This window comes from Mycoplana sp. 10N416, from assembly GCF_056394765.1.
Window position 1 is genome coordinate 882,424 of the sequence record NZ_JBFTIM010000001.1, and the last position, 13,635, is coordinate 896,058.

Sequence of the window (13,635 nt, forward strand, 5' to 3'; positions counted from 1 at the left end):
CGGCGGGGCCCGGGCGGCGTCAGTGGGCAACATCGATTAATGGGCACCGATGCTACGGCCTGTCACTGGTTTGCCGGACCGCGGCCATAGAGCAGCAGCATGGCGACGATGACGATGCCATAGACGATTTGGCGCCCGGCTTCTGGCATCTGCATCACGGACAGGATCGATTGCAGCAACGTGATCAGGATGACGCCGGCTACGGTGCCGAGGTAGGAGCCCCGGCCACCCAGGATCGAGGTGCCGCCGAGCACCACGGCTGCGATCGAGGGCAGCAGGTAGGCATCGCCCATGGCCTGTGCGGCCTTGGAGGCGTAACCCGCTAGGAGAACGCCGCCGAATGCGCTCAGTGCGCCGGAAATCGCAAAGGCGATCATGATGACGCGGCGGGTATCGATCCCGGAGAGGTAGGCGGCCCGCTCGCTATTGCCGATGCCGTAGACGGAGCGTCCGAAGGTCGTGCGCGTCAGCAGGAACACCATCGCGGCGCTGACCGCCGCCCAGACGAGGATGGCGTTCGGCACACCCGGAATGATGAAGCCGGTTGCGAGCCAACGCATTGCCGTCGGCGCCGAGTCCTGAGGCGAGAAGCCGCCGGTGTAGAGGACCATCAGCCCCTGGGCGACGACGTTTGTCGCGAGCGTGACGATCATCGAGGGGATGCGCATGTAGGCGACGCCGAAGCCGTTGAGCAGGCCGAAGACCATCCCGCAGAAAATTCCGAAGGGAATGGCGAGGATCGTGCCGCTGGTGCCGAACCCTGCGGCCGCACAGGCCATCATTGCACCCATCGTCATCACCCAAGGTACAGAAAGGTCGATCTGGCCGAGCAGGATCACCAACATCATGCCGGCTGCGATCACGCCGAGGAATGAGGCGACCTTCAATTGCTGCAGCAGGTATTCAAGGGAGAGGAAATTGCTCGAATAGAGGCTGCCGAGAAGGAGCAGGAGTAGGATGCAGCCGAAGGCGGTGAGTACCGGCGGATCGACATGGCGGAACGGGGCGGTAAGCCGGGTGCGGAAGGACATTCTGTTTTCCGTTGCATCTGTCATTGGAACCAGTCCAGTCGGTTGCGTACGCGCAGAAGCCCAAGGGCACCGATGCTGATCGCGATCAGCAGCACCATCCCCTGCAAGAGCGGTTGCCAGAGCGGGTCGACGTCGAAGACGAACAGCATGTCGCCGGTGGTGCGCGCTGCAAACGCGCCGAAGATCGCGCCGACCGCGCTGCCGCGCCCACCATAGAGCGAGACGCCGCCCAGAACGACGGCAGCGATCGACCAGAGCGTGTAACCGCTGCCGCTCGCATAGGCCGCTTCTCCCGTGTAGGTGAAAAAGGTCAGGAACAGCCCGCCCATGCCTGCAAGCAGGCCGGCGAGCGTGTAGGCTACAAGCTTCGCGCACCGAATGGGGACGCCCGACATGAATGCGGCCGCCTCGGAAGAGCCCGCGGCATAGGCGGCACGTCCAATCTCGGAACGCCGGAAGGGCAGCCAGACGAGCAGGACGACGCCAAGGAGCGTAACGAGGCTGGAGGGGATTGTGCCGAACAGCCGCCCGGTCAGCGCGTCGGCCAGGTCCTCGTTCACCGAGCCGCCTGGGAAGGGCCGCAGCAGCAGCGCCAGGCCGAAATAGACCGCGCCAGTCGCGATCGTCGCCACGATCGGCTGCAGTCGGCCATAGACGACGAGCAAGCCATTGATCGCGCCGCAGATCGCCCCGGCGAGCAGCACGCCGGCAACGCCAAGCGTCGTCTGCATCGGCGTGCCGACGACGATCCACGAGGCGATGCAGTTCGTCAGCACGAAGATCATGCCGACGGACAGGTCGATTCCGGCTGTGATCACCACCATAGCCTGGGCCATGGCGATGAAGGCGAGCAGGACGCCCTTGTTGGCGGCCGTCTGCGCGACATTGACGGACAGGCCCGCCGGGTGGTTGGTGATGTAGACGCCGAACATCAGGAGAAAGATGGCGAGGCCCATCAAAGTGCCACGCTGCTCGTTCAGCCAATAGCGCCATTCGCTCATGCCACGGCCTCCGGCTGCGCGTCGACGTGGAGCGCACTTGCGACAAGGGCGCGCTCGGTGACGCCTGCGCCTTCGAGTTCGCGCACGATGCGTCCGTCGTAAAACACCAGAACCCGATCGCAGCAGCCAACCAGCTCGTCATAGTCGGTCGAATAGAAGAGGATGGCCGCTTCCGCGTCCGCGAGCCGGCGCAGCAACTGATACATCTCCTGCTTGGTGCCGACGTCGATGCCGCGCGTCGGATCGTTCAGCAGGATGATCCGCGGCCGGCGCATCAGCCACTTGGCGATGACGACCTTCTGCTGGTTGCCACCGGACAGCGAGCCGACGGGGATGTCGAGGCCAGCGGTCTTGATGGCCAGCAGCCGGACCATCTCGTCAATGTTACGCTCCTCCTTGTCGCGATCGATGACGCCGCGCACCGACAGCCGGTCGAGCGCCGCGAAGGAGAGATTCTCGCGCACCGTCATCGGCTGCATGAGCCCCTCTGTTTTGCGATCCTCCGGGATCAAGGCCATCCCGATCCTGCCCGCGCGCGCGGTCCCGGGACCTGCGATCGATGCCGCCACGCCATCGATGCTGACTGTGCCCGTCGTGCCCCTGAGGACGCCGAACAGTCCGAGCAGCAATTCGCGCTGACCCTGGCCGTCCAGCCCGCCGAGCCCGACGACCTCACCTGGGCAGACCTCGAGGGTGATGTCATGCAATCGGTCGGACCAGCTGAACATGTTGCAGGCGAGCACCGGGCGGGCCTCGCGGCGCCGTTGCGGCTTGGGCGGAAAAACGCTGCTGACCTCGCGGCCGATCATCATTTCAACCACCTCGTTGCCAGAGCGGGTTCCGGCAGCAAAGCTTGCGACGTTGCGGCCGTTGCGAAACACGGTGCATTCGTCGGCAATCTCGGTGATCTCGTGCATGCGATGGGAGATGTAGAGCAGCGCCAGCCCCTCGGAACGCAGGCGCCTGAGCACGGCGAACACCTTGGCCACGTCGCCGGCCGTCAGCGCCGACGTGGCCTCGTCGAGGATCAGTATGCGCGGCTTCCAGGCGAGCGCCTTGGCGATCTCCACCATCTGGCGGCGCGACAAAGGCAGGTCGCGCACGAGCGCGCGGGGGTGAATGTCTTCGGCGCCGGCCCGCGCAAGCGCCTCTTCCGTCAGCCGCCTTTGCGCGGCGCGGTCGATCAGTCCAAACCGATGCGGCGGGTTGGAAATCGAGATGTTGTCGGCGACGCTGAGGTCGGGGATCAGCGACAGTTCCTGGAACACGCAGGCGATCCCGGCGCCGGCCGCCTGGGCGGGCGACCGAAACGCCACCGCGCGATCCTCAAGAAGCATGCGGCCTTCGTCCGGAGCGACGACGCCGGCCATGATCTTGATCAGTGTCGACTTTCCCGCCCCGTTTTCGCCGAGGATCGCGTGAATGCGACCGGCCTCGACCGCAAGCGATGCGTCCTCCAGGGCGCGGACCCCGCCGTAGCGCTTGCAGATGCCCTCCATCCGGAAAAGCGGACTCGCGGCCTGTAACTGCGTTGCCGTCATGTATCCCTCGATCCGCGCTCTCGCCGCCAAGCCGGCAGCTTCACGCGGGAGTGTTTCGAGGACCGTGGCCGATACCGCTCACGGTCCCGGCGCCGTGCTTTTCGGGATGCCGCGGGCACTGGCCGCGACATCGCCCAGGGAGAGCATGGACCGCCTTACTGGTTTTCCTTCGTCTGCCCCATGATTTCCTGCGCGTTGAAGTTGATCCCGCAGGAGGGGAAGGAATTGCCGACGAAGAAGTTATCGGACTGGTCGGGATAGAAGTCCTGGCCTGCCTTGAAGTTCGGGTCCTCGACAATGGCGAGCGGCAGCTTGATCGATTGCGGCACCACCTGGCCCTCAAGGGCTGCAATCGCCGTCTTGATCGCGACCGCCACCTGGGCGGGGCCGGTGCCGGCGGATGAGCATTTCAGGCCTTCGCCCGCATACTTGGCGCAGAACTTGCGGAAGCCGTTTTCCGTCTCACCGCCGAAGGGCACGAAGGGATGGCCCGCGTCGATCATCGCCTGCACGACGCCGGTGTCGCCGCCCTGCGCGGTGATGCCGTCGAACTTCTTGTGCACGGCAATCGCATCGGCCGTTGCCTTCTGTGCCGTCGGGTCGTCCCACTTGCCGACGGCTTCGACGACGTCCCATTTCTTGCCGGTGGCATCAAGCGTTTCATGAAGGCCGTTGTGACGGTCGGTGTCGACAGATGTGCCAGCGACGCCGCGGACCTCGAGGAGCTTGCCGCCATCCGGCAGGTGCTTTTCCAGCCAGTTGGCCCAGAGGATGCCGAGACCCTTCTGGTCGACGTTGACGTTGATGGCGTCCTCGGTGTTGAGAATGTTGTCGAAGGCGACGAGCACGACGCCGGCCTCCTTGGCGCGCTTGATCACCGGGCCGAAGGCTGTGGGGTTTTGTGCGTTGACAACGATCGCGTCAAAGCCGGAATCGATGAAGTTGTTGATGGCGGATATTTGCGCCGGGACATCTTCGCCGGTTGAGACGACCTTGAATTCCTTGAGCTTGGCGGCGACGTCAGGCTGTGCCGCATAGGCCTTCGCCGTCTGGACCATCTGGATGCGCCAGGTGTTGGCGATGAAGCCGTTCGCAAGGGCGATCCGATAAGGACCTTCCTTTTTCGGGAATTTGAAGAACTTCGTCTCCGCAGTCCATGGCGCGAAGCACTCCGGTTCGGCAGCGGGGCCGCTGACGACTTCCGGATCGGCGAGTGCGGTCGTGGAAGCGAGGACAATCGCAGCAGTGGCGAGAAGGCCACCGAGGAAAGACTTTTGCATCGAATTCCCTCCCAGTAGTTGCGGTGCGGGATGCGGAATCGAAATGGACAAACCGGAGAAGATCGAGCGTGCTCAGCAGTCAATGGCCTGCTTCCAGAACCATCCCGACAGTTCATCGCGATGCGCTATTCCGGTGGCGCTCGGAGCTCCTCCCTCGACGCCACCAAATGATGGTAGCGCTACCAATTTGAGTTGTAAAGCGGGCGTGATGCATCGCCTCCGGTCACTTCGTCGCTCGTGCCCGGGTCGTGCTTTCGCGGATTTTCAGTTCGAATCCAAGGTCGACAACGGAGGGCTCGGGACGCTCGCCGTCAAGGGCTGCGCGGACCATGGCGATCGCCCGCCGTCCGATTTCATAACGTGGCGTACGAACGCTAGTGATCGACGGATAGGCAACGGCCATCATCTCAAGATCATTGAATCCGGCGATGCACATGCGTTCGGGTACGGGGATTTTTGTCCGGTGGCACTCAAACAACACGCCGAGCGCCAGGTCATCGTTATTGCAAACGATCGCATCCAGGTCCGGCGTCTTGCTCAACGCCTGGCGAAACAGATAAGCACCCATCGACACGCTTGACGGCGAGGGTGTGATCGTCACGAGCGCCTCGTCGTATACATCATTTGCCTGTAACAGCGCCCGATAGCCCGCCAGGCGCCGTTTCGTACGCGGATCCATGCGCGCGCCGAGAAAGCCGATGCGTCGGCATCCGGCCCCAAGCAGGTGGTCCGTCACTGCGCGGCCGCCTTCGAAGTGCGAAAAGCCGACCATCATATCGATCGGGTTGGGGCCGGTTTCCATGATCTGAACGATAGGGCAGCCTGCGGTTTCGAGAAGGCGTCGGGCGGCGGGCGACTGGTCGATGCCGGAAACGATGAGGGCGGAGGGGTGTTGCCCGATAAAAACCTTCAGCAGCCGTTCCTCTTCGTCCGCCGAATAGTGTGTGTTGCCGAACTGGATCTGCATGGTGCTGTCGCCCAGTCCGTCATGGATACCACGCAGCACCTCGGCAAAGACGCTGTTGGTGAGCGAGGGAATGAGGACACCGATGACGTCGGCGCCAGCGGAGGCAAGGGCGCGCGCATTCGGATTGAGAACGTAGCCGAGGGCGTCGATCGCGGCGTCGATCCGCTCGCGCAGCGCGCTGGAGACGCGCTCCGGCTCGCGCAATGCGCGGGACACCGTGATCGTGCCCACGCCGGCACGGCTCGCGACATCCGCAAGCGTCGGTCGGCCGCTACCTCGCCTGGATCGGCTTACCACAGGCTCCCCCTGGTTGAGCATTGCCTTCAAGTTGCTCGGTCATCAAGCATAGTCGAACCGCGGCATCTTGCAAAAGTACGGCGATAGCGGCGCTCGGTCGGGACTATCTTTCGCAGCGACGATAACGGTTGCCAGGTGAGGTCGGTGGCGCTCAGACGATATCGTCCACGGCCAGCAAGGCAAAATGCTCGAGTGCAACGCGGTTCCGGCCCGACTTTGGCTTCCGCTAGCCGGAGCTCAGACCACCTCTCCGCCCCCGATAAGTCATAACGAAATTCAATTTTCCATCCCCAAAGCCAGCCAATAGGGTCCGCGGGCTGGCGCTATTCCGATTTTTTCACATCGCGACCGCGCCTGATTTTGGGAAGGTGAAAGCATCATGAAATCGTCACGGACGCGCTCCCGGATTTTGGCGTCGGGGCTCGCGATTTTGCCTTTCCCGAGCACATGCAGGCTGAGGAAAGCCTGTCCATCTGTGTCCTCAGGTAGTTGCGCCGGTCACGACTTTCCATTGCGCCATTGCGCGGGATAAGCATCTTTCCAAGATCGTGGCCGCGCCAGCAAGAATTGCAGCTTGTCCTCTAGGCGTCAGCTTAGAGTGAGGAATTCTGAACTTGCGAGCAAGATTTTGCGATGTCCCCCGGGCACGCCATATGTCAAATGAAACCTGACGTATCATCGTTCGCACCACTGCGAAAAGAAATGATGGACCGGTCCGCGGCCCTGCCCTATCCGGAGATCGCTCCCACCCGTCAGCGCCGCGTGCAGATAAGTTTTTGCGGCCGTAACTCCGGCCAAAATATCATATCCAGTCGCGAAGTGGGCCGCGATGGCGGACGACAGTGTGCAACCTGTCCCGTGGTCATTGAAAGTCTGAAGTCGGGGGTAGCAGAACTGGTGGCTATCCCCGTCCTTGGTTAGCAAGACATCGACGCACTCAATACCTACACCGTGACCGCCCTTAATCAGGACACCAGGCGCCCCGTTGCTCTGCAAACTGCGGCCCTGGGCGACAACCTCGTCGTGCGTTTCCGCGATCGGCATCCCCGTCAGGATGGCTGCCTCCAAGAGATTGGGTGTAATGAGGTCGACCCGAGGCATCAGTATCGACTTGAGCGCCGCTACAGCGTCATCCCGCAACAGCCTGTCACCCGTCGTTGCCACCATGACCGGATCAAGCACGATTGGCCCAGTATATTTCTGCAGGCTGTCACCAACTGCGCGGATTGTTTCAGCGCGCGACAGCATGCCGATCTTGATGGCGTTGACGGGAAGGTCACTTAGCACTGCCCGCATCTGTGCTTCGATCATCGGGACTGAAACGTCTTCGACCGCGGAGACGCCAAGCGTGTTTTGCGCGGTTATCGCTGTAAGTACACTAGCTCCGTAGACGCCGAGCGCCGAAAACGTCTTGAGATCCGCCTGGATGCCGGCGCCGCCACCACTGTCGGACCCGGCGATCGTGAGTGCGATCGCCGTCATGTGCCCAGCGGCACCAGTCGTTCGATCCAATCAGCGCTGTCAACGATGAGGTAAAAAAGATCGAGCTTCATGAAAAAACCGCCTTGCCAATTACCGGAGTGGATGGGACTGCCATGTCGCGCGGCTCTAGCGGCACGGCATGATGCGCCATCCCCGCCGGATCGCCCGCCCCCGCGACAGCAGTGTTGAGCAGCACCGCGTCGAAGCCGAGTTCCATGACAGTCGCCGCGTGCGACGGACGGCCGATGCCGGCATCGACGATTAGTGGAATTCCTCGCCCTCGCCGCCGGGACATCGGCGCAGGACTTCCTGCTCTATCGGAGATCGGCTGGTCCGCTGTTCAGGCATCAAGGCCGAGCCCGCGCGGTGTAGCTTGCGCCCTCATCTCGCGGCTCCCTTGTTCACGGACAGGTCGGTACGCTTACGACGCGGCAAACGACCGTAAAGAACGATGTAGGCAACGAGGCCGATCATTAGTCCCCAGAACGCCCCACCAATGCCGAGCAGCTTGATGTTGGCGGCAGATGCAAGGAAGGTGATCAACGCCGCCTCACGGGAAGTCGGGTCGGCCATCGCCGCTGCAAGGCTGCCACCGATAGTGCCAAGGAGCGCCAAACCAGCGAGCGTGGTGATGAAGGTCGCGGGAAACGCCATGAAGACGGCGGCCAGTGTCACACCGAACACGCCCACCAGCACATAGAAGCAGCCTGCCGCGATTCCAGCGGCCCAGCGTTTTGACGGGTGTTCGTGCGCTTCCTTGCCCGTGGCGATTGCTGCGGTGATAGCTGCGATGTTGAAGGCATGGGAGCCGAACGGAGCCATAATGAGCGAGCCAAAACCCGTCACCGTCAAAATGGGATTGGCGCTCGTCTTGAACCCATCGTTCCGCAAGACCAGCATTCCCGGCATATATTGGCCGGTCAGCGTAATCAGAAACAGCGGCAGCGCGACCGAAAGCAGCGCGCTCAACGAGAACGCCGGCGTGGTGAAGACCGGTGTTGCGAATTCCAGCTTCAGGCCGGACAGATCGACACGACCCTGCGCGAGCAGGAAGGCCAGCCCGACAACCAGAATGCCGACCACGGCGTAGCCTGCGGAGAGGCGCTTCAAGGCGACATAGGCGACGATCAGCAGGCCGACCAGCAGCGGATCGACGCTCGCGCCGCCGAATGCCCCGATGCCGAACTGGAGCAGGATACCCGCGAGCAGGCCCGAGGCGATGCCGGGCGGGATCAAACGGATAACCCTCTCGAAATAGCCCGACATACCGAGCGCGACGAAGGCCGCCGCCGAGATCATGTAGGCACCGACCGCCTCGGCATAGGGCGTCGTCGCAAGTGCGGTGACGAGAAACGCCGCAGCCGGCGTCGACCAGGCCGTGATGATCGGCTCCCGATAGCGCCAGCTCAGGAAGAGGCCTGTTAACCCCTCACCAATGGACACCGACCAGACCCAGGAGGCCGTGAGGTCAGGGCTGAGGCCCGCGACCTTCGCCGCCTGAAAGACCAGAATGAAGGTGCCGCCGTAGTTGACGATGACGGAGATCAGACCAGCGACGATGGGATGGGCAAGGTCATTGAGGCGGATGGGCGAAGGCGAGGAACGCGACGACATATTTCTGAAAGCTCTCCTGAAGTTCGGCATGGGACCGACAAGATGCGTTGACATAGCCAATCAATGGCCTGAAATACCCATCCACTTCGTCCGAGAGGCCCAGACCATTTGTTCAAGCATTCCCAACTCGAATCGGTAAGAGCGTGGGTCGCCCACCCCGCCCATGCGGCGATGCCGCTTCACGCTCGGATTCAGCGGGCGATCCGCCAACTGATCGTCGACGGTGCGCTTGGGCCGGGTAAACCGCTACCGGCCTCTCGCGCGCTCGCCAAATCGCTCGGCGTTTCGCGCGATACGATCGAGGCGTCCTATGCCCAGCTTCACGCCGAAGGTTTCATCGACCGGCGCGTGGGCAGCGGCAGCTTCGTCGCGGAGATCACGGAGTTCACGCCCGGTCATCGTCTCTCACAGCGGGATGCGCTCTTGCGCAGCCAGACCCCAAACCTCAGCAAGCGCGGCGCTGCGATGTTCCGCAGCGGCGGCGTGCGCGAAATGCTTTCTCCCCGGCCATTTGCGCATGGCGTACCGGAAACGCGCGCCTTTCCGCTTCAGCTCTGGGAGCGCCTGGAGCGGCAGGTGCGTAAAGAAGTCGGCGCGCAGACTCTGCTTCACGGCGATCCGCAGGGCACCGAGCCGCTTCGCCGCGCCATCGCCGACTATGTGAACCTTGAACGGGGTGCGCGCGCCACAGCTGACCGCGTGGTGGTGCTGACCAGTTCGCAGCAGGCCGTGTCGCTTTGCGCGAATATGCTGCTCGATCCCGGTGATCGGATTTTCATCGAAGATCCTGCCTATTACGGCGCGCGCAAGGCGTTCGATGCGACGGGGCTGGAATGCGTCCCCATTCGAGTGGATCGGCAGGGTATCGTCGTGGATCAGATCACGGCAGGGCCGCGCCGGGCCAATGCAGTCTTTCTGACGCCTTCCCACCAGTTCCCGACCGGTGCGACCCTCACATTGGATCGCCGCCTAGCACTGATCGAATGGGCCGTGCGGAACCAGGCATGGATTATCGAAGACGACTATGACAGCGAGTTTCACTATGCGGGCAAGCCTACGGCCTGCGTGCAAGGCCTCGACCCGCACGATCGGACCATCTACATCGGCACCTTCACCAAATCGCTCTTTCCGGGCTTGCGGATTGGCTACGTCGTGTTGCCGCCCCAACTCGTAAAGCCGATGACGGTCGCCCGTACGCTGCTGGATGGCCATACGGCCCCCATGGCGCAACTAACACTGGCCCGGTTCATGGAGGGCGGACATTTCGGCGCGCATGTACGCACCATGCGCGGCGTCTATGCTGAACGGCTCGACGTGCTGGCTGGCCTCGTCAGCAAACACCTATCGGAATTCGTTGAGCCCCGCGTTCCGATCGGCGGGCTGCAGATGCCCTGTATTCTGACCTGCGATATCCCGGAGCACACAGCAATCGACGCGGCGCAACGTGTCGGGATCGAGCTTCTTGGCTTATCAGCGCTGCACGCTGCCAGCGACGGCAAAGCAGGGTTCCTCATGGGCTTTGCGGCCTACACACCTCTCGAAATCGAACTTGCAGTCAAGAAGCTGGCGAATGCGTTCCGGGCGGTGACCATTCCGTAGACTGACTCGGCAAAATGGTCTGCGCAACTCGTTGAAAGTGGAAGGGAACAGCAGGCCACACTCATGATAGATGCTGAAAGATACCGCCGCGCAATGGTGGCAGAGCAACTGTCAGCATCTTGAAGGAGATCAGCGATGGGCATATTGGCCACGCCGCACGCAATTCAGGAATCCGAAAATGCAGGCGTCAACGCTGCCGGCCTGTCCATCGCCGATGGTGCTGTCGCCGCCGCGATCGCCAGCGAGAAAGCCCGTCAGCGCGAGTCCATCGAACTGATCGCCTCGGAAAACTTCGTCAGCCAGGCGGTGCTTGATGCACAAGGCTCGGTTCTCACCAACAAATATGCTGAGGGCTATCCTCATCGCCGCTATTATGGCGGCTGCGCAAATGTGGATGTCGTCGAGGAGCTGGCGATTGCGCGTGTGAACGAGCTCTTCGGCAGTTCTCACGCCAACGTCCAGCCACACTCGGGCAGCCAGGCCAATCAATCTGTGTTTCTCGCGCTTCTCACGCCTGGCGACACGGTTCTGGGTCTTGATCTGAAGGCAGGCGGACATCTGACCCATGGAGCGCCAATCAACATGTCCGGCCGCTGGTTCAATGTCGTCAGCTATGGCGTCGATCCGGAGACCCATCTCATCGACATGGAGCAGGTGGCAGCGCTTGCGCGCCAACACCAGCCGAAGCTCCTGATTGCCGGTGGCTCGGCTTATCCGCGCATCATGGACTTCGCGCGCTTTCGCCAGATCGCCGACGAGGTGGGGGCGACGCTGCTCGTCGACATGGCACATTTCGCAGGGCTGGTTGCCGGCGGCGTCTATCCGTCACCAGTGCCTTTCGCGCATGTCGTCACCTCTACCACGCATAAAACGCTGCGCGGGCCTCGCGGTGGGTTCGTTCTGACGAATGACGCCGAGGTCGCCAAGAAGATCAATTCTGCCACATTCCCCGGTCTTCAGGGCGGCCCGCTCATGCATGTCATCGCCGCGAAGGCGGTGGCGTTCGGCGAGGCACTGCGACCGTCGTTCAAGAGGTACACGCAATCTGTCGTCGAGAATTGCCGCGTGCTGGCGCAGGCTCTTGCCGATGGCGGATTGAGGATCACGTCCGGTGGCACGGATTGCCACCTGGCCGTCGTCGATCTCCGACCTTTCGGCGTCACCGGCAGTATCGCGGAAAAGGCGCTGGAGTCCGTGGGTATCACGCTCAACAAGAACGCGATTCCCAACGACCCGGAAAAGCCAATGGTGACGTCGGGCATCCGCGTCGGGACGGCCGCCAGCACATCCCGCGGATTCGGCACGGACGAATATTGTGAGATCGCCGTGCTCATTCTGGAGACGCTCCATGCCGTCCGGGCCGGAACTCTCGATGCGGGCGGCCCAAAGATCAACGCGCGCGTGCGCGGGCTCGCTGCGCGTTTTCCGCTGCCTTACTGATCGGAGGCGGGCGCGATGAAGATGCCTCCCACCGTCGAACTCTCGCCGGACGAAATCGCCCGCTTCGGCCGCGATCCCGTCACGGCCTTTGCCGCGAACCTGAGAACCGTTGAGGAACGCATCGCCGCCGCCTGCCGTCGCTGCGGGCGGAGCGCCGATGATGTGCGCCTTCTGCCGGTGACCAAGACGGTCCCGGCCCAAGTCCTTCGGCTGGCATACGCGGCCGGCATTTGCGATTTCGGGGAAAACAAGCTTCAGGAGGCTCGCGACAAGCGGACCATACTTACCGATCTACCGATCCGGTGGAGCATCATCGGTCACCTCCAGAAGAACAAGGTGAAGTATCTCGTCCGGCTGGCGTCAGAGTTTCACGCGCTCGACAGCCTCCGGCTTGCCCAGGAACTGAACCGCCGGCTTGACGGCGAAGAGCGCGATCTTGACGTGTTCGTCCAGGTCAACACTTCAGGTGAGGAAAGCAAGTACGGCCTGCACCCCGGCGATTTGATGCCTTTCGTCGAGCGCCTATCGGAATTTCCGCGGCTGAGGCCTCGCGGCCTGATGACGCTGGCCATCTTCAGCACCGATACCGAGCGGGTGCGAACCTGCTTTCGCTTGCTGCGCGAGCTGCGAGATCGCGCCGTCGCCACTCACCCCGGTCTGACGCAGCTTTCCATGGGCATGTCTGGCGATTTCGAGGTTGCCATCGAGGAAGGTTCGAACGTCGTGCGGGTTGGACAGGCAATCTTTGGCGCACGCCCGACCAGCGATGCGTTTTACTGGCCCGCTCCGATGACCTCAAACGATTCCGCCGCAAACACGTAGGCTGCCTCGCCAAGTGGGGCGTGGACGGCCGTCCATGAGCCAACGGAAAGCTGCGCACCGTCGTCCGGGAATGTAGTGGGATTAGAAGACCTTACCACGCGCGGTCACGGGCCACAGTGCTTCTACTTTCGTCCCACGGACACAGACATACCAATCATGCAAATTGCAGGTTGGGTCGCAGTGTCCGGGAACCAGCTTGAGCTTCGCATTGATTGACAGCGTATTCTCCGGATCGTCGATCGTCCCGTGCTCGTCGGAAGCATCCACGAAGGTGAGATCTGGACGGCCGAAGACCGTCGGCAGGCCACTGTCGACGGAATGCGCCTTCAAACCAGCATCGCAAACCGCTCTTCTGGGCTCTGCTCGGCTTATGATCGACGTAAGCACGAAAAGTGCGTTTTCGAACCCACCAATGCGCCCACCGTCGTCGGCGCGGATCATATCGTAATGCGCGTCCATGAAGATGTAGGAGCCACATTGGAGTTCGTTGTAGATGCCGGACATGCCTTCGAGATCGAACGTTCCCGTACCTGCCCCACCGACGATCGTGCACTTTAGGCC

The 13,635-nt window shown here is 62.4% G+C and carries 11 protein-coding genes and 2 pseudogenes; 3 read left to right on the forward strand and 10 right to left on the reverse strand.

The window, feature by feature from the left end:
• Positions 1 to 62: 62 nt before the first annotated feature.
• From AC1DDS_RS04220 to AC1DDS_RS04260, 9 genes and pseudogenes are all read right to left on the reverse strand, one after another.
• Entirely contained in the window at positions 63 to 1,031 is a 969-nt protein-coding gene (locus AC1DDS_RS04220; RefSeq protein WP_477477719.1) for an ABC transporter permease, read from the reverse strand.
• Positions 1,032 to 1,051: 20 nt separating this feature from the next.
• Positions 1,052 to 2,032, reverse strand: coding sequence for an ABC transporter permease (locus AC1DDS_RS04225; RefSeq protein ID WP_477477720.1), 981 nt, complete (start codon positions 2,030 to 2,032; stop codon positions 1,052 to 1,054).
• A complete protein-coding gene (locus AC1DDS_RS04230; RefSeq protein ID WP_477477721.1) occupies positions 2,029 to 3,573 on the reverse strand; it encodes a sugar ABC transporter ATP-binding protein in 1,545 nt (514 codons plus the stop codon). Before AC1DDS_RS04230 ends, AC1DDS_RS04225 begins: the two co-directional genes overlap by 4 nt.
• A 155-nt stretch (positions 3,574 to 3,728) precedes the next feature.
• Complete coding sequence (locus AC1DDS_RS04235; RefSeq protein WP_477477722.1) at positions 3,729 to 4,853, reverse strand: sugar ABC transporter substrate-binding protein; 1,125 nt, start codon at positions 4,851 to 4,853, stop codon at positions 3,729 to 3,731.
• A 223-nt stretch (positions 4,854 to 5,076) separates the two neighbouring features.
• On the reverse strand, positions 5,077 to 6,117 hold the full coding sequence (gene gntR, locus AC1DDS_RS04240) for an HTH-type transcriptional regulator GntR (RefSeq protein ID WP_477477723.1): 1,041 nt from the start codon (positions 6,115 to 6,117) through the stop codon (positions 5,077 to 5,079).
• 675 nt (positions 6,118 to 6,792) lie between these two features.
• Positions 6,793 to 7,599: a bifunctional hydroxymethylpyrimidine kinase/phosphomethylpyrimidine kinase gene (gene thiD / locus AC1DDS_RS04245; protein ID WP_477477724.1), complete on the reverse strand. Its 807-nt coding sequence runs from the start codon at positions 7,597 to 7,599 to the stop codon at positions 6,793 to 6,795.
• A 2-nt stretch (positions 7,600 to 7,601) separates the two neighbouring features.
• Positions 7,602 to 7,670, reverse strand: a pseudogene (locus AC1DDS_RS04250) (thiamine phosphate synthase); the annotation flags it as partial.
• Positions 7,667 to 7,888: pseudogene (locus tag AC1DDS_RS04255) on the reverse strand (thiazole synthase); the annotation flags it as partial. The pseudogenes AC1DDS_RS04255 and AC1DDS_RS04250, both read right to left, overlap by 4 nt.
• Positions 7,889 to 7,980: 92 nt before the next feature.
• Positions 7,981 to 9,213 carry a benzoate/H(+) symporter BenE family transporter gene (locus tag AC1DDS_RS04260; protein ID WP_477477725.1) on the reverse strand — a complete coding sequence of 411 codons (1,233 nt, stop codon included), beginning with the start codon at positions 9,211 to 9,213 and terminating at the stop codon, positions 7,981 to 7,983.
• Between the two features lie 108 nt (positions 9,214 to 9,321).
• Here AC1DDS_RS04260 and pdxR point away from each other — a divergent pair, with 108 nt between their 5' ends.
• From pdxR to AC1DDS_RS04275, 3 genes are all read left to right on the forward strand, one after another.
• The gene (gene pdxR, locus AC1DDS_RS04265; protein WP_477477726.1) at positions 9,322 to 10,812 is read left to right on the forward strand and encodes a MocR-like pyridoxine biosynthesis transcription factor PdxR; all 1,491 of its coding nucleotides are present in this window, start codon (positions 9,322 to 9,324) and stop codon (positions 10,810 to 10,812) included.
• 135 nt (positions 10,813 to 10,947) lie between these two features.
• Complete coding sequence (glyA, locus tag AC1DDS_RS04270) at positions 10,948 to 12,252, forward strand: serine hydroxymethyltransferase (RefSeq protein WP_477477727.1); 1,305 nt, start codon at positions 10,948 to 10,950, stop codon at positions 12,250 to 12,252.
• Between the two features lie 15 nt (positions 12,253 to 12,267).
• On the forward strand, positions 12,268 to 13,074 hold the full coding sequence (locus AC1DDS_RS04275) for a YggS family pyridoxal phosphate-dependent enzyme (protein ID WP_477477728.1): 807 nt from the start codon (positions 12,268 to 12,270) through the stop codon (positions 13,072 to 13,074).
• Positions 13,075 to 13,155: 81 nt separating this feature from the next.
• Here the strand turns inward: AC1DDS_RS04275 and AC1DDS_RS04280 are convergent.
• Positions 13,156 to 13,635: type III PLP-dependent enzyme domain-containing protein (locus tag AC1DDS_RS04280; protein ID WP_477477729.1), on the reverse strand; the 480-nt coding region annotated here is incomplete at its 5' end.